General features: G+C 58.4%; 13 protein-coding genes. 9 read left to right on the top strand and 4 right to left on the bottom strand.

From position 1 onward, the window contains the following. Window positions 1-341 precede the first annotated feature (341 nt). The 6 genes from HOP44_RS19400 to HOP44_RS19375 all read left to right on the top strand — a co-directional run bounded on the left by HOP44_RS19400 (window position 342) and on the right by HOP44_RS19375 (window position 8,663). Window positions 342-2,390 (top strand): anaerobic ribonucleoside triphosphate reductase, encoded by a 2,049-nt coding sequence (locus HOP44_RS19400; RefSeq protein ID WP_246369943.1) that lies wholly within the window; start codon window positions 342-344, stop codon window positions 2,388-2,390. Window positions 2,391-2,430: 40 nt separating this feature from the next. Beyond that, entirely contained in the window at window positions 2,431-2,961 is a 531-nt protein-coding gene (gene nrdG / locus HOP44_RS19395) for an anaerobic ribonucleoside-triphosphate reductase activating protein (RefSeq protein WP_172256469.1), read from the top strand. 375 nt (window positions 2,962-3,336) lie between these two features. Next, window positions 3,337-4,179 carry a TerC family protein gene (locus HOP44_RS19390; protein WP_172256467.1) on the top strand — a complete coding sequence of 281 codons (843 nt, stop codon included), beginning with the start codon at window positions 3,337-3,339 and terminating at the stop codon, window positions 4,177-4,179. Between the two features lie 269 nt (window positions 4,180-4,448). Further along, window positions 4,449-4,901: an IDEAL domain-containing protein gene (locus tag HOP44_RS19385; protein ID WP_172197955.1), complete on the top strand. Its 453-nt coding sequence runs from the start codon at window positions 4,449-4,451 to the stop codon at window positions 4,899-4,901. Between the two features lie 605 nt (window positions 4,902-5,506). After that, entirely contained in the window at window positions 5,507-6,814 is a 1,308-nt protein-coding gene (gene serS, locus HOP44_RS19380; RefSeq protein ID WP_172256465.1) for a serine--tRNA ligase, read from the top strand. A 262-nt stretch (window positions 6,815-7,076) separates the two neighbouring features. After that, entirely contained in the window at window positions 7,077-8,663 is a 1,587-nt protein-coding gene (locus HOP44_RS19375; RefSeq protein ID WP_172256463.1) for a methyl-accepting chemotaxis protein, read from the top strand. Window positions 8,664-8,876: 213 nt separating this feature from the next. On the opposite strand, the gene HOP44_RS19370 is transcribed toward HOP44_RS19375, so the two are convergent. Next, entirely contained in the window at window positions 8,877-10,535 is a 1,659-nt protein-coding gene (locus HOP44_RS19370) for an NAD(P)H-hydrate dehydratase (protein ID WP_172256461.1), read from the bottom strand. An 88-nt stretch (window positions 10,536-10,623) separates the two neighbouring features. Beyond that, window positions 10,624-11,256 carry an NAD(P)-dependent oxidoreductase gene (locus tag HOP44_RS19365; RefSeq protein ID WP_172256681.1) on the bottom strand — a complete coding sequence of 211 codons (633 nt, stop codon included), beginning with the start codon at window positions 11,254-11,256 and terminating at the stop codon, window positions 10,624-10,626. A 339-nt stretch (window positions 11,257-11,595) separates the two neighbouring features. Between HOP44_RS19365 and HOP44_RS19360 the strand changes: the two genes are divergently transcribed. Continuing rightward, window positions 11,596-12,516, top strand: coding sequence for a hypothetical protein (locus tag HOP44_RS19360; RefSeq protein ID WP_172256459.1), 921 nt, complete (start codon window positions 11,596-11,598; stop codon window positions 12,514-12,516). 167 nt (window positions 12,517-12,683) lie between these two features. On the opposite strand, the gene HOP44_RS19355 is transcribed toward HOP44_RS19360, so the two are convergent. Further along, window positions 12,684-13,136 carry a DUF4385 domain-containing protein gene (locus HOP44_RS19355; RefSeq protein WP_172256457.1) on the bottom strand — a complete coding sequence of 151 codons (453 nt, stop codon included), beginning with the start codon at window positions 13,134-13,136 and terminating at the stop codon, window positions 12,684-12,686. 39 nt (window positions 13,137-13,175) lie between these two features. Then, complete coding sequence (locus HOP44_RS19350) at window positions 13,176-14,252, bottom strand: lactonase family protein (protein WP_172256455.1); 1,077 nt, start codon at window positions 14,250-14,252, stop codon at window positions 13,176-13,178. A gap of 243 nt (window positions 14,253-14,495) precedes the next feature. Between HOP44_RS19350 and HOP44_RS19345 the strand changes: the two genes are divergently transcribed. Further along, a complete protein-coding gene (locus HOP44_RS19345) occupies window positions 14,496-15,425 on the top strand; it encodes an ArsR/SmtB family transcription factor (protein ID WP_172256453.1) in 930 nt (309 codons plus the stop codon). Then, window positions 15,425-16,531 (top strand): MerR family transcriptional regulator, encoded by a 1,107-nt coding sequence (locus tag HOP44_RS19340; RefSeq protein ID WP_172256451.1) that lies wholly within the window; start codon window positions 15,425-15,427, stop codon window positions 16,529-16,531. Before HOP44_RS19345 ends, HOP44_RS19340 begins: the two co-directional genes overlap by 1 nt. Window positions 16,532-16,687: the final 156 nt, after the last annotated feature.

The raw sequence follows: 16,687 nt of genomic DNA, 5'->3' as shown, positions 1-16,687 counted from the left end.
TCTCTCCTTTTTTCACGGATTCGACCGTCTGTCAACTCCGTTTTTGGGTTCTCTTCATTATTGTATACCCCTTTCGCTTCGAAATCGAATTTGCGTTCGTCCCGCGCCGCTGTTAGGCTCGTGCAAAAAGGACGTTTTCAACCTTGACGATTTGATTAATTTTTCGCCCACTGTTTGTGTCGGTTATGTGGCAATCCCTCTTCGTTCGCTTCACAACCCCCATATATAGGTGTAAATTTAGTAGCCGAAGGCCAAATATGGTGTTTGGCAGATAGGTATTTACAGCCCGCATTCCCGATGCAGCTCACATAAACCTACATAACGAAAGGATGGAACCTCCAATGAGCATGACCCTTCCCTTCTCCCCAACCCGTCAAGAAAACGATGCGCTCGAGGAAGTCATCCGGCTGGGACGCGATATCGCCGACAGTCTCGATACGGAGACGCTGCGCGAGAACGCCAACCTGAACGGAGACAGCTTTTCCGGCAAAATGAGCAAGTTCGGCAGCGAGTACGCCAAATGGTATGCGCGCCGCCTCGTGCTGCCCAGGGAAGTGGAAGCGGCGATCCAAGACAATACCGTTTATGTGCATGATCTCGACCATTATGCGGTCGGCACGACCAACTGCATCTTCATTCCGTTCGACAAACTGCTGGCCGAAGGATTCAGCACGGGCAACGGCGATCTGCGGACTCCGCGGACGATCATGACGGCAATGGCGCTGGTCGCGATCATCTTCCAATGCCAGCAGAACGCGCAGTACGGCGGCGTCTCGGCCAACAAGCTCGATTACGACTTGGCGCCTTACGTAGGCCGTTCTTTCATTAAACACTTCCGCAAAGGCCTGGCGTACTTCGAGAGCTTTGCCGAAGAACAGCGGACTCTTTCCGGCAGCGCTTCGGACGGCTCCCAACCGGACAGCCCGACCGACGAAGAGATCTATATGGACAATGCCGATCTCCGAGCCCGTTATCCGAACGCCTACCGCTACGCCTACCAGGAGACCCGGCAGGAAACGTTCCAGGCGGCGGAGAGTCTCGTCCACAACCTGAATACGATGTCGAGCCGCGGCGGCGGACAGATTCCTTTTACCAGTATCAATTACGGCACCTGCACGTCGAGCGAAGGCCGCCTCGTCATGGAGAGCCTGATGGAATCCACGATGCGCGGACTGGGACAGGGGCAGACGCCGATTTTCCCGATCCAGATCTTCAAATGCAAAAAGGGAATCAACCAGAACCCGGGCGATCCGAACTACGACCTGTTCCTCAAAGCGATCGAATGCTCGACCAAACGGCTGTATCCGAACTTCGCCAATCTCGATGCGCCGATCAATATGGAATATTACGTGCCGGGCGACCCGAATACGGAGTTCGCGACCATGGGCTGCCGCACGCGGGTCGTGGCCGACCGCTTCGGCCGCAACCACCTGTCGGGCAAAGGCAATCTGTCTTTTAACACGATCAATCTGGTGAAGCTTGGACTGGAACACGGCACCGTGCTCGGCAAGCGCAAATGGGCCGACGAAGCAGGCTATTACGCCATGCTGGACCGGTCGCTCGAGATCGCGACGCAGGGACTCCTGCACCGCTACCGGATTCAAGCCAAACAGCCGGCCAAAGCGTCCGACTTCATGATGCGCGAAGGCGTATGGGAAGGCGGAGAAGCGCTCGGTCCCGACGACAAGGTCGAAGACCTGATCAAGCACGGCAGCCTGTCGATCGGCTTTATCGGAATCGCCGAGTCCATGAAAGCCATGTACGGCAAGCACCATGCGGAAGACGCGGACGTCTATGCCAAAGCGCTGGAGGTTGTCCGTTATATGAGGGATTACTGCGATGCGATGAGCGAGAAGTACGATCTCAATATCACGCTGTTCGCTACGCCGGCCGAAGGATTATCGGGCAAGTTCACCAAGAACGACGCCCGGGAATACGGATCGATTCCGGGTGTGACCGACCGCGAGTATTATACGAATTCGTTCCATGTGCCGGTCTATTACCAAACGACCGCCGCGCGCAAAATTTCGCTTGAAGCGCCGTTTCACGAACTGTGCAACGCCGGCGCTATCTCGTATATCGAGCTGGACGGCAACGTGCGCAGCAACCCGGAAGCGTTCCGCAAGATCGTCGCCTATGCTCTGGATCAGAACGTAAGCTATTTCAGCATCAACCATCCGATCGACCGCTGTACCTCGTGCGGACACGAAGGCATCATCGGCGAATCGTGCCCCTCCTGCGGGAAAAAGGAAACCGAAGTGCGTATCTCCCGCCTGCGCCGCGTCACCGGCTATCTGACAGGCGATTATCAGACGCGGTTCAACGGAGCCAAGCAGGCCGAAGTGCGCGACCGGGTCAAGCACGCCGGCCAGGCGGTTCGGCAGGAGTAAAGCGAGTAACGGCAGACCGGTCCAAGGAGGCGGAACATCCATGAATGTCTGCGGGTATTATCCCGAATCCGTTAATGAAGGCGAAGGACTGCGCGCATCGGTCTTTATCAGCGGATGCAGGCATGCCTGCAAAGGCTGCTTCAGCCCGCGTACCTGGAATTTCGATTACGGGGAGCCTTTCGACGACGCCCGGCAGCGCGAAATCATCCAGGAAATGGCGGACAATCCGCTGCTGGACGGATTGACGCTGGCAGGCGGAGATCCCTTCTTCTCGGCGGCGGAAACTGCCGCCTTCGTCGATCTGGCGCGCGAGCGTCTTCCCGGGCTCAATGTGTGGATGTACAGCGGCTACACGTTCGAACAGCTTGCCGCACGCCCGGGCAGCGACGAATATGAACTGCTCCGGCGCGGCCAGGTACTGGTCGACGGACGGTTCGAGCAGCATCTGCGCGACGTCTCGCTGCTGTACCGGGGCAGCTCCAATCAGCGGCTGATCCGGATACCCGAAAGCCTGGAGCGCGGCGAAGCCGTATTGTGGGAACGTTCCAATCCGCTGGCTTCTATTCGGTAGCCGTCCCCCTTATCATTTTGTACTGTGTAAACTTTTACCTATATAAATCCATTTTCGCCTTTTCTTGTTGACAAGCCGACTGTCTATCCTTTAAGATAAGCTTAACTTATGGAAGACCCCAATTTCATACTTGATCTTTCCTTAACCGGGTAAGAGGGAGTAGCTTTTACAGCAAAGTCGTCAATACGGGAGTATATCCCCGGCTTTGTTGGCAACCATCGTTGTTAGCGAGACTTTTACCGCTTTAGGTTACGTTTGTTCGTGCACACCCGTGTACCGCATCGTATCCTGTGGCGGTAAAAGTCTCTTTTGTTTTATTGGGGTCTTTTCATGGATAAGAGGGAATACAATCCCCACACAAAAGGAGAGAAGCTCATGGATTTGTCGTTAATGCTCGAATACGGATGGGTACTGCTCGTACTGATCGCGCTGGAAGGCCTCCTGGCTGCGGATAACGCACTGGTACTGGCGATCATGGTCAAACCCCTGCCGGAAGAAGAGCGCAAGAAAGCCTTGTTCTACGGCCTTGTCGGAGCCTTTGTACTTCGTTTCGGTTCCCTGTTCATTATCTCGTTCCTCGTAGACGTCTGGTGGATTCAAGCGATCGGGGCGGCGTATCTGCTGTTCATCTCGCTCAACCATATCATTAGGGCCGTGCTCAAAAAGAATTCGGAAACCGAAGAAGCGGAAGACTCCGCGGACGGCAAAGGCGTTGGCAAGAAGAAAGTCAGCTTCTGGGGCGTCGTCTTCAAAGTCGAGCTGGCTGACCTTGCGTTCGCGGTCGACTCGATCCTCGCGGCTGTCGCTCTCGCGGTAGCCCTGCCTCCGACCAACTGGGGCACGATCGGCGGCTTGGACGCCGGACAATTTGCAGTAATCTTCGCAGGCGGATTTATCGGTCTCGTCATCATGCGTTTCGCGGCAAACCTGTTCGTCGGACTGCTGCACTCCCGCCCGGGTCTTGAAACGGCCGCTTTCGTTATCGTCGGCTGGGTAGGCGTCAAGCTCGGCATGCATACCCTCGGTCACGAAGCGATCGGTCTGGTCCCGCATGATTTTGTCGAAGGTACGATCTGGAAAACAACGTTCTACATTGTTCTCGTCTCTATCGCCCTGATCGGCTGGTTCACTTCCAAGAAAGTTGAAGTGAAAACGCACGAAGAGCCGATTCGCGAAGTCGACGAACAAGCCAAGAAGCTTCCGAAGCTCGATAAATAATTTCGAATCCCCCATAGTACCCTGTATTTCAAGGTACCGGGCCGTCCTCTAGGACCGTCCGGTACCTTTTTGCGTGCGTGAAAAGTTGTGCGTATCGGAAGATGTTCCTATTAATCTTTTACGAGTAGATTTTGCGTAATCATTTTAAAAAAAGCTATAAACTTTCATTTCCCTGCACCGATAAATAAATCAAGAAGACAAGGCAATAACAAAAAAACGACAAAATCATTCAATAAACGACAAATACAAAAGAGAGAGGTGCAGCAATCATGATCATGCTGAATACTAAAGGAATCATGGAAGTTCTCCACAAACAAATCGCCAAGTTTTTCGAAGCGGAGCCTGTACTGCTTGAACTGACCCAGGATGTCCAAAACGGCAGCAGTGAAGAAGCCGGTCAGACGCTGCACTTCTCCAATCCCCACTACTGGGTCAAAGTGATGGACTGCTCGTTCGAAAGCTACGTCAGACCGGTGATCCTCTGCGAAGTGATCTACTTCCTGAAAAAAGAATACATGGACGCCGAAGTCGAAGTAAACGTCGATATCGACCTCTCCGCCAATGCCGAAGAACGCATCACCATTTCCGCCAGCATCAGCTTCAACGACCAGGTCGAATTGGAGCGCGGCGAACTGAACAACCTGATCGACCTTGCCCTGCAGCTCAAGGACAAAGAATGGTTCGAAGAACTGTCGAACCGTTACAACGCCATCAGCGCCTAAACCGGCCGAGGCCTTTCCAAACCGCCAAGCAAGCATTCGACAAAATCGGACAGTCTCTCCGCTTCCCGCAATCGGTGTCCGACACCCAGCTTCACCCGCTTTTTCACCTCAGGGTGTACTGCGGACTCCCGGCCTGTATCCTTCATCCAGAATTCGCTTCCGTCCGCCGGGACCCGCTTCATCATATCTTTTTCTCCTTCCCTTTCGGCGTACCGTCTCCCTTCAACTCCAGCCCGATACGCTTGCAGGCTCCGGATTCTCCCCGAATCCGGGCCTTTTTTTGTGCCGATGACGATTGGCGGAATTGACGGACGCGGGCAGACGGCGTTATACTGGGGATCACAATTTCAGAACCTTTACATGCCGATGAAGAGCATCCAACTCCGAGGCGTTTTCGTCAAGGGCCTGCGCGAATCGGCAGTTGATCCGCAGGCCGCCTAAGTCAACCGGTATTCGCCCGTTATCGCGGAATCCAGAGCGGATCGCTCCTTCGGGAACGGTCAAATTGGGTGGCACCGCGAGCGTAGATTACGCCCCTCGTCCCAAACGAGAGGGCGTTTTTGCGTTTTTCACCCCCCAATTTTACTTAAGGAGCGTGCATGCACATGATGGACATCAAGGATATTCGGGAACGGGCGGAAGAATTTCAGGCGGCGGCAGACGGCAAAAAAATCGCGATATCGATCGCGGAGCTGCTCGTCACGGACGATCGCAGACGCGAACTGGCGGGGCGTGCGGAAGCGCTGCGGGCCCTGCGCAACCGCCGGAGTGCCGCAGTCGCCGCACGGATCGCTGCCGGAGAAGAAGCTGAAGCTTCGTTGGAAAAAGAACGGATTCGGGCGGAAAAGGAAGAGCTTGCGAACGTGGAAGCCGAACTTGAGACCGTTACGCTCCGCTACCGCTATCTGATGGATCGGGTGCCGAATCGGGTATCGCCGGATACGCCCCGCGGAGAATCGGATGCGGATAATGTCGAAATTACGGTCACCGGGCGGATTCCGGACTTTGGTTTCAAGCCGAAAGACCATGTCGAATTGGGTGAAATCCACGGATTATTCGACATGGAGCGCGGCGTCAAAGTCGCGGGAAGCCGAAGCTATTTTCTCAAGGGAAACGGACTCAAACTCCAGCGCGCCGTGCAGCAGTTGGCCTTGGATTTGCTGGAAGAACGAGGATTTACCGGAATGGATGTGCCGCTGATCGTCCGGACCAAAGCGATGCACGACACCGGCTTTTTCCCTACGGGACGGGATCAAACCTATAAGATAGAAGGAGAAGACGCGTGGTTGGCGGGGACTTCGGAAGTGCCGCTGATTGCGTATTTCTCGAATGAGACGCTGGATCTCACGGAACCGATTAAAGCTGCCGGGATCTCGGCCTGCTTCCGCAGCGAAGTCGGTTCGGCCGGGCGGGACGTTCGCGGTCTCTACAGGGTGCATCAATTCGCCAAAGTCGAACAGGTCGTTATTTGTCGAAATGACAGCGAAGAGTCGGAGCGGCTGCTGCAGGAAATTACACGAAATGCGGAAGATCTGCTGGACCGATTGGAGCTGCCGTATCGCAAAGTGGCCGTCTGTATCGGGGATATGTCGCAAAAAAATTACAAGCAGTACGATATCGAGACCTGGATGCCGAGCCGGGATGCTTACGGCGAAACCCATTCGGCTTCGCATGTCGGCGATTTCCAGGCCCGGCGGGCCGGCCTGCGCTATCGGGATGAAGACGGAAATCTCCGCTTCTGCCATACGCTGAACAATACGGCCGCCGCGGTACCCCGTCTGCTCATTCCCCTGCTGGAAAACCACCAGCGCGAAGACGGCTCGATTTATCTGCCGCCGGCGCTTCGTCCTTATCTGGGAGGACTCGAATTCCTTGCCGCTCCCGCCGGCGCGGCCTTGGAAACGGACAAATAATCTAGCCAAGCAAAGCTTCGGCCGCAACGCTTATTCACCCGTCAGGGCCGCCTTCCTTCCAGGAACGGCGGCCTTTTGCGCAGATTCCACGGTTGGATCGGTATATGTAGAAAATATATTTTTTTACAATTATGTGTTTGAGGTATCAAAAATATCGAATCGTCTGACGACAAATACAGGTATCAAGGCAGAACCCAAAAACCAGGGCAGAAAAAGCAGACGTGCCTAGTAAGCCCAATACGATAAAACGGAGTGATTTGGTATGCGATGGTTCAGAAATCGAAAAATTTTCACCAAGCTGATGACTGTAGTGATGGCAATGACTCTTCTTACGGCAGGCGTAGGCTTGTATGGTCTTACAAATATCAACATGATGCGGGACAACCTCAATCAGCTGTACAGCAACAATATGCTTCCGGTCCGGGATCTTGCTTCTGCGGAAAGCACTTTACTGAAGCTGCGGATTACATCACGCGATATCGCGATCGCCGCAACGCCGGAACAGAAAAAAGAAATCGCCGATACAATCGCTCCGCTGGTTGAGAAAGCAGATCAAAGTATCAGCACCTACCGCGCTACCGACCTGACTCCGGAAGAAACCGTGCTGCTCGCGGATTTTGATAAATACTGGGCAGAATATCAAAAACTTTACGGTAAAGCTATCGAACTCGCGCAAACGGCCAGCAACGAAGAATTCCAAACTTACGTGGCCGAGCAGGTCGCCCCAACCAGCAGTCTGATGTATGAATCGATTGAAAAGCTGGGCGCGCTCAATGCCCAATTTGCTGCCGATGCCAATGAAGAGTCGACCGGCGATGTCAGCAGAGCTTCGCTGTGGACGCTGATCGTGATCGGCGCGTCGCTTGTGTTCGGTCTGCTGCTCGTAGCGTTGGTCACCAATATGATCAGCCGCCCGGTCAAACGCATCGGAGATGTCGTGAAAAAGATCGCCGACGGCGATCTGCGCGAAAAATCCGATTACCCGGCCAAAGACGAAGTCGGCGAACTGTCTTTGTCCATCAATAAAATGGCCGATACCCTCTCCGTTCTGATCGGCGGTATCCAGGATTCCGCACAGAACGTAGCCGCTTCGTCCCAGCAAATCTCGGCCAGCACCCAGCAGATTGCCGGAGGAACATCCGTGCAGCTGCAGGCCGCCCGTTCGATCAACGAACTGTTCAAAGATATGGCCGTTGCCATCGACGATGTCGCCAAAGGCGCGGAAGGTGCGGCGGAGCTGTCGAATGCGACGGTAGAAATGGCTCAGTCCGGCGGCGAGACCATCCAGCTTGCCCTGCAGAGCATGGAAGACGTAACGGATCAGGTCGGCAAGCTGGAAGAACATTCGGCCAAAATCGGCGATATCATCGGCGTGATCGACGATATTTCCGCCCAAACGAATCTGCTTGCCCTCAATGCCGCGATCGAAGCCGCACGGGCCGGCGAATCGGGCCTCGGCTTTGCCGTGGTCGCCGATGAAGTGCGCAAATTGGCGGAACGCAGCGGCGCGGCGACCAAGGAGATCACCTCGATCATCCGCGCCATGCAGCTTAATATCGACCGGAGCGTAACGGCCGTCCACACCAATCTTCAGCATGCCGGCGAATCCGGACGCGCCTTCAATGACATCATCGAACAGGTCAGCAGCACTTCGCTCAAGGTCAACGGCATCGCGGCGGCCAGCGAAGAGCAAGCGGCGCAAACCAGCGAAGTCATGCAGACGCTCAACGGGATCGCGACCGCAAGCGAGGAATCGGCAGCCGCCAGCGAACAGACGGCTTCGTCCTCCCATGCTCTCGCCCAGCTTGCGGATCAGCTGCATCTGTCCGTATCCACGTTCCGGGTGTAACCGCAACAGCCGCAGGGTGATCCGAAGGCATGCCGCGCATCGGCATTTCGGCTGTGCGCGCCCCCTCGTGCGGACAGACCCAAAGGCCAGGCTGCAGCTGTCTTCACAAGAAAAACCCCGGCTTCTCCTCCAGGGAGAAGCCGGGGTTTCGGCGTGCTTCGTGCGGAATCCGGTGTGCCTCGGATCAAGCACGAAGCGGGAAGCCGCCATGTCCTAGAGCGCTTCGATCACGTCGCCGGCCAGCAGCGACGCGGGGTGCTCGCGCAGCTCCGCCGCGCGCTCGCCGGCGCGGCCGTGAAGGTAGACGCCAAACGCGGCGGCCTGCAGCAGCGTCAGACCCTGGGCGATCAGACCCGAGATCGCCCCGGTCAGCACATCGCCGGTGCCCCCGGCCGACATGCCGGGATGCCCCGTCGTATTGACGAATACGGCCCCGTCCGGCGAAGCCACGACGGTGCGGGCGCCTTTGAGTACGAGGGTGACGCCATAGTCGGCGGCATAGGTCCGAGCCGCACCGAGCCGGTCCTGCTGCAGTTCGGCGGTCGGCACGCCGAGCAGGCGGCCCATCTCCCCGGGATGCGGCGTCAGCACGACGTTCTCGCGGCGGCCCCACCGTTTGACGTCTTCTCCGGCATCCGCCAAAATATTCAGCCCGTCCGCATCGAGCACAAGCGGAACATCCGAGCCGGTCCACAGTTCGCGAAGCCATTCGATATCGCCGTCGAAACGGCCGAGGCCGGGCCCAACAGCCAGTACATCCATCTTGGAAGCCAACTTCAGAATCGCCGCGGCCGAGCTGCGCTGCCAGCCGTCTCCTTCCGAGGCTTCCGCCACCATCAGCTCCGGCACATGGCCGACAATGTCCGGCAGCAGCGCCTGCGGCAGCGCCCAGGTCACCAGGCCGCTCCCGATCCGCAGCGCGGCGCGGGAAGCCATGAATCCGGCGCCGCTCATCAGCCGGCTGCCGCCGACAACGAGCACATGGCCGTAAGTGCCTTTGTGGCTGTCTTCGGCCCTGCGCCGGGAAACATCGATCTTAAGCGTATCGCGCAGCGAACGCTCCGTGATCAGATGCGTATTCGGACGCTCGGCGATCCGACCGGCGGCCAGTCGGGGAATGCCGACCGCGCGAACGCGCACTTCGCCGGCGGCTCCGGCCCCCGGATACTGCACCAGTCCCGCCTTGAGAAAGGCGATACAGACAGTCCGCGCAGCGCGGATAACGCTCTTCGCGATTTGTCCCGTATCGGCGTTCAGGCCGCTCGGCACATCGGCTGCCACAATTGGCAGTCCGCTGTCGTTCGCCGCGCGGATCAGCGCGGCATAAGGCTCGCGCGGCTCACCGCTCGCTCCCACGCCGAGCAGCGCATCGACAAGGCCGGTAAAGCGCCCGAAGTCCGGCACTGTACCGACTTCAAGCACCGGAATACCGGAACGACGGGCGGCCCGGTATTGGGAATCCGCTTGTTCCGAGAAGCGCTCTTCGCTCTCGGCGCACAGAATCGAGACGTTCACCCCGGCGTCCTGCAGGTAGCGGGCGGCCGCCAGACCGTCGCTGCCGTTGTTTCCTTTGCCGGTCAGAATCAGCCAGTGTTCCTGCTCCGCCCCGTCGAACGGAGCGATGAGCCCGTCTTCGTACACGGGACTGTCCGAGGTTACCCCACGCTTGGAAGCACCGTCGGGCCGCGTTCCGGCCGAGGCTTCGGGCAGGCGGCCGGAGCCGGATACGCCGCGGCGTTCGCGGCACAGTTCCAGCACTTCTTCGGCAACCGCACGGCCGGCGGATTCGATCAAGGCAAGCGGCGAAATTCCCAGTTCGTCGATCGTATAGCGGTCAATCTGCTGCATCTGCTGCGAAGTTACGATTAGCATAAGGTTCAATCGTCTCCTTTCGTCGGTGCATCCGGCATTCCGGATGCTTCGCCTTCGAGGAACATCGGTCGGCTCGGGCCAATTCGGATCAGTAGCCGACCGTAAAGCGGGCGCGGATAAAGTTCGGATCGTCCAGTTCGTCCACGATCGCCGCGGCGAAATCTTCGATACTGATCCGGCTGTGCCCTTCGTCGTCGGTGACCAGCAGCGACATCCCTACCCGGAAGTTGCCGGTCCGGCGGCCGGGTTCGATCCAGGCGGCCGGGCTGGCATATGTCCAGTCCAGATCGCTCTGCGCAAAAATCTCATAAGCTTCCGCGTGCGCCTGCGCCAACGGAAGCAGCTCCTCCGGATATTCCGGGCTGTCCATCAGCCGGACTCCCGGCGCTGTCAGCAGCGTGCCGGAACCGCCGGCCACGATCAGCCGGGTAACGCCGGCGGCATGCGCGCCTTCGATAATCAACCGCGCCGCTTCGGGAAGCAGCGCCCCTTCGCCCGGCTCCGACCCGAAAGCGGTCAGAATCGCATCGCAGCCCGCGGCCGCGGCCGCAATCGCGCCGGGTCCGAGCAGATCGCCGGTTCGGATCGTAAGCGCCGCATGTTCTTCATGAAGCCGCGACGGTTCGCGCAGCAGAGCCGTGACCTCGCATTTGCGGTAAAGCGCTTCTTTGACCAGGCCGCGTCCGATCGCACCGTCCGCTCCAAGTACCAGAACTTTCATCAATTCCAATTTGTTCCCTTCCTCTCGTTTGGCCGCCTTGCGGCCGGATATTGGTATTCCTTTCCGGCAAATTGCCGGGAAACGGAACGTTTTTCTTTCTTTATAATACCCGTTTCGGGAGACGGCCTTTCAGCGGCGCTTCGTCGTCCGGGCAAAATCCCTCTCCCGCTCCGGAAGCCGACAGCGCAGTCCGCATACGGCCGCCTTTTCTCCCTGCGTTCCGAATTGTACGCGCGACCCGCCTCTTTGTCCATGAATTCGCTTTATTGAAGCTTGAAGAGGCAGGATGCTTGTGTAATAGTGGAGAGGACAGGTTAAGCGAGAGGAAGGCGAATCGGAATGGAAACTTATGTCTGGCTGGCAACGGCCGCATTTGCGATATGGATCTACGAACAGGCCCGCAGGGCGCTGAGCCGGAGGTCCACGAACCGCGAACGAAGGCTTCGTACGGCGCTGGAAGCGCTGGGATCGGCGGCTGCGCTGGTAGACGAAACGATTGAATCGCCGACGTTGCCGGCCTTAAGCCGGCTGCGGGAACGGCTGCTGCTCTGTCAGGGCATGCAGGGTTTCGCGTCCGATCTGGACGGCCATCTGGCTTTGTATTTGCAGGGCGGCGAATCCAAACGCCTGCCGCTGCTGCAGGAAGTTCTGCACCGCGAACTGGATCGGACCCGCCACGAGCTGGCTCTGCTGCTCGAACGGGAAGAACGGCCGTCCTGGGGCGGCGGATTCCTGCGCCTGCTGAAGCCGGCGCTGGTTCCAGCCCTGCTGGCGGGCGCGGGAGCCGCCGTATGGCAGTATATTGGGGAGCCGGAAATGTACGGCTCCGTATGGCTTCCGCTGTGCCGCCTGTTCTCCTGGCTGCTGGCGGCACTGCTCGCGGCCCGGCTGCTCGAGCCGGGCTACCGGGCCGAACGCCCCGTGCTGCGGCGCGTGGTGCCGCTGCTCGCGGCGGCTCCGGCCCTGCTGCATCCGCTGATGAACGCGGAAGCGGCTCCGTGGCTGCTGGGCGTGCAGCTGGCGCTTGCGGCCGCAGGCTTTGCCTGGCTGCAGCCTGCGGCGGGCAAACGGCGCGAGCGGCCCTATGCGGGCTACTCGCCGCAGCTGCGGCCGCCTGCGGAAGCGCCCGCGACTTTTCCGAAGCGCAGTTCGGCGGCGCATGCCCATCACGCTCCGCAGCCGATCAAGGCGCCAGACGGCGAGTCGGAGCAGGCTTCTGCCGGAGTCTCCGATTCCGAAGCCGCATTGTCTCCGCGCTGAATCCGGCGGGCAGGCGATCCCCTATACAAAAACCGCGGATCCCTTAAGGACCCGCGGTCTTCAAAAGCCGGGAATCTCCGGCTTTTTTTGCTGCCTGCTTAACCCGCGACCGGACCTGAAGCGCTGCCAGCCGACGGCGAGCCTCTTGGCCGCACGCGCAGAACGCCTTATTTCTCGTAGCGCGCTTTGTGTTCTTCCTTCATCCGGATATAATCCGGATCGGTTTTTGCCTGTTCCCAAGCTTCTTTAAAAATCGCGGCCGACTCCGCTTTGATCGGATCGCCTTTGATGAGCGAAAGCGTTCCGTTCTCCGCATATTTGCGTCCGCCTTTGTAATTCGTATAGCGCCTTGCGCGCGTATAGCCCATCTGCAGAAATTTGCGCGCCATATCCATGCCGACAAAATCTTCCGCCTCTTTGTAGGCGAGAAACAGCTCCCGGATCTTCTCGGAAGATTCGCGGGCGATTTCCGGCGTTTTGAAACGCCAATACGGCAGAATCTCGTTCTTGTACGGCTGCACGAGCAGGACTCCCTGCTCGCCGCGTCCCACGCGGTACAGCTCGGGCTGTTTGCGCAAATCCAGGTTTTCATAGTCCAGATCGTAATCGAACGCCTTCATCGCCTGCCCCTCCTTCTGTTTGCTTTTCGCAGCAGATCTTCAAAACGTCCAGTCTGCGGAGTCGGCTTCCGGCATCGGGCAGATACATACCGGACGACTCAATTCCAGCGCATATCCGGTCGGGGTCAGCCGTCCGTCCTCCGCCCCGATCGCAAAAGAAACGATGCGGCCGCTCTCCTGGTTGGCCGCCACCAAAAAACCGCCCATGATCGCGAAATGGCGCGGAATCCGGCCGCCGGAAGATACCCGTTCGACCGGCGACAGCCGCCCGTCCGAAAGATCGACGGCAAACTGCGTGATGCTGTCATCCCCGCGGTTCGACACATACACGTATTTGCCGCAGGGCGATACTGCCGTGTGGGCCGCGGTATTCGCCGGATCGGCCGCCTGTTCTGCCGGCAGCAGAGCTTCGCACTGAAACGCAGTCAGACCGCCGCTTTGCGGCTCGTATTCCAGCGCCGTCACCGTATTATTCAGCTCGCCCGATATATAAGCCCATCTGCCGTCGGGGTGAAAAGCGAGCGTCCGGGGGCCGGTACCCGCAGGAAGCTCGATATCTTCTTGTTTGAACAGCCGCTCATCTTCCAGCGTATATCTGGCGATCCGGTCCGTCCCGAGATCCGGAGCAAACAGGAACGTTCCGTCCGGCGAAGGCACAAACGCATGCGGATGAGCGCTGTCCTGACGCTGCGGATGAATGCCGGATCCCGAGTGCTGCACGCAGCTCACCTGTTCCAGCACGCCGTGGGCCCGAATCGAGAAAGCCGACACGCTGCCGCCGTAGTTGGCGGCAAGCAGTATTTTTCCGTTCGGAGTCGCACTGACGAAACACGGCGCTGCGCCTTCGGAAGCGGTCCGGCCGTGCCGGTGCGGCTCGAAGGTCTCCGGATCAAGCGTATAAGCCACAACTTCGCCGTAGTCTTTTTCGCTCGCCGCATACAAATGGGTCCGATTCGGACATACGGTCAGATAGGACGGATTCTCGATACCGCCCATAGCGGACACGAAGTGCAGTTCGCCCGTTTTTTCGTTTAAAGTGCAGTGAAACAGTCCTTCCTCTTCCTCCGACGCATACGTCCCTACGTAGAAATGTCTTGCCCGTTCAACTGCGGTCATTTTTACAGTCTCCTTTTATGCCAACCCGCGCTCGATACCCAAGCCGGTTCTGAAGTCTTCCTATGTCTCCTTATTAACGGGAATCCGTCCTTTCTGAAACGAGTTCGTCTAAATTCGCTTGTTTTCGACAGTCGAATCCCGCCCAAGCTTCGTTATCCGTGCTTTTGAACGCTTTGCATTATATACTGATAGGAAACGATCCCCGATCGGATATTCGAAAATCGCTACCATTTGGAGGAAGCCATGGAACTCGACATTACCGAACAATCGCTGCCCGTGTACGAAGCGCTTGCCAGCAAAGTCCGTCTGAATCTGCTTGCCCTGCTCGCCGAACGTCCGATGAACGTACGCGAACTGGCCGAAGCATCGAATCTCAGCAGCGCGATCATGACCATGCATGTGCGCAAACTGGAGACGGCCGGACTCATCCGCACGGAACGGATGGCCGGCCGGGGCGGAGCGCGCAAAGTCTGCTCGCTGGCCGAAGACCGCATCGAGATTACCCTGCCCAAAGCGGGCAGCGACCGGCGGTCCGTTCATCCGGTCAATGTGCCGATCGGCCATTTTACCGATTGGGAAGTCCATCCGACCTGCGGCTTGGCGACTACGGAGAAAATGATCGGCCAGTTCGACGACCCCCGGTTTTTCCTGTCGCCCGAACGGGTCAACGCTTCGATCCTCTGGTTCGGACAGGGATTTGTGGAGTACCGCGCGCCGAACTTCCTTCTGTCGAGCCAAACGCCGGAAGAACTTGAGATTTCGATGGAAATTTCGTCCGAAGCGCCGGGAATCGACGAAGATTGGCCGTCCGATATCACGTTTCATCTGAACGGCGTCGATCTCGGGACCTGGACAAGCCCGGGCGATTACGGCAAAAGGCGCGGCAATCTCACCCCGGCCTGGTGGCCGAACGATATCAACCAGTACGGGCTGCTCAAACGGCTCAAGATCAACCGGAGCGGTACGTTTATGGACGGCACGCCGCTCTCTTCCGTCACTCTGGACCAGATCTCCCCGTCGAGCAAAGAATGGAAGCTGCGGATCGGCGTGCGCAGCGAAGCGCAGCATGTCGGCGGCATGACGCTGTTCGGCAGCGGCTTCGGCAATTACAACCAGGATATCCTGTTCCGGCTGTACTACCGCGACGCGATGAAGCCGGAGCCCGTCTTGTAATGCGGATTCAGCAGCTTTCGCGCAAACTCGGGCTGTCGGCCCGCTCGATCCGTTTCTATGAAGCGAAAGGGCTGCTGCCGCCTGCTCGGCGGTTGGAGAACGGTTATCGGGTTTTCGGGCCGGAGGACGAAAAGCGATTGAAGCGGATTGCCGCGCTGCGGGAGATCGGTCTGACGCTGGAAGAGATCGGCGCGCTGCCGTCTGCCGAAGGTTCGGCGGAAGCGGCCGAAGCGATTCGGAAAGCGCTGGAGCGGCGGCGCTCGGAGCTGTTTGCGCAAAAAAACCAGCTGGAACGCGATCTGGAAACGGTCGGGCGCATGATCTCGCGTTCCGAATCGGCCGCCGCGCCGGATGCGGCTTCTGTCGAAGAAGACGCGTGGTTCGCCATGGCCGCCGAGTTGAAACGGATCCGGGAACTTCATGCCGGCTGGACCGACGTCTGGGATTTCAACGCGCAGGCCGCCCGGCACGACGAACGCGTGCTTGGCGGCGCTTCTCCCGCCCATCCCCATTACGCGCAGGCGTTGGAAGCGGTTCGGGAACTGATCCGGCCGCATCAAGGGGAATCGGGGCTCGATATCGGAACGGGAACCGGCAATCTGGCCGGACTGCTGATTCGCGAAGGCGCCGTCATGTCGGCGGCGGAGCAGTCTAGCGCCATGCTGGAGATCTGTCGGGCCAAACTGCCTCAGCTCGACGCGCGGACGGGGAACTTCCTCTACCTGCCCTTCAACCGCGGCAGCTTCGACTTCGCGGTCAGCAGCTATGCTTTCCATCACTTGAACGACGAGCAGAAGCCTTTGGCCCTGCGGGAAATCCGTCGGGTGCTGAAGCCCGGCGGCCGATTTTGCCTGGCCGATACGATGTTCGAGAACGCGGCGCATCGCGAACGCCGAATCCGGGAACTTGAACAGATTGAACGTTCGAGTTCCCGGCCGGGAGAGCCGGAGCTTTCTGCGGGATCAGAAGCCGGGGAGCTTCTTCAGATTCGGAATTCGTACGAAGCGCAGCTCGACGAACTGCTGCTTCTGCTGGACTCGGAAGGGTGGCAGACACAATGTTCCCACGTGTCGGGCCGGGTCTACGCCCTATTGATATCGACTTGAATCTTCGAAGCGGCGCGGCGTTCTCCGTGCCGCTTTTTTGGTGCGTTTGTCGAGCCTTCCTTTCCTGTTCCCAACTTCCCGATCTCCCCGCTTGACCTTGACGCCGCGTCAAGGTCTATGCTTGTCTGCAGGCGAAACCGTTCCGCGGCATGCGTC

The sequence above is a fragment of the Saccharibacillus deserti genome (assembly GCF_013618475.1).
Taxonomy (GTDB): domain Bacteria; phylum Bacillota; class Bacilli; order Paenibacillales; family Paenibacillaceae; genus Saccharibacillus; species Saccharibacillus deserti.
This window is presented reverse-complemented; position numbering and strand designations above follow the sequence as displayed.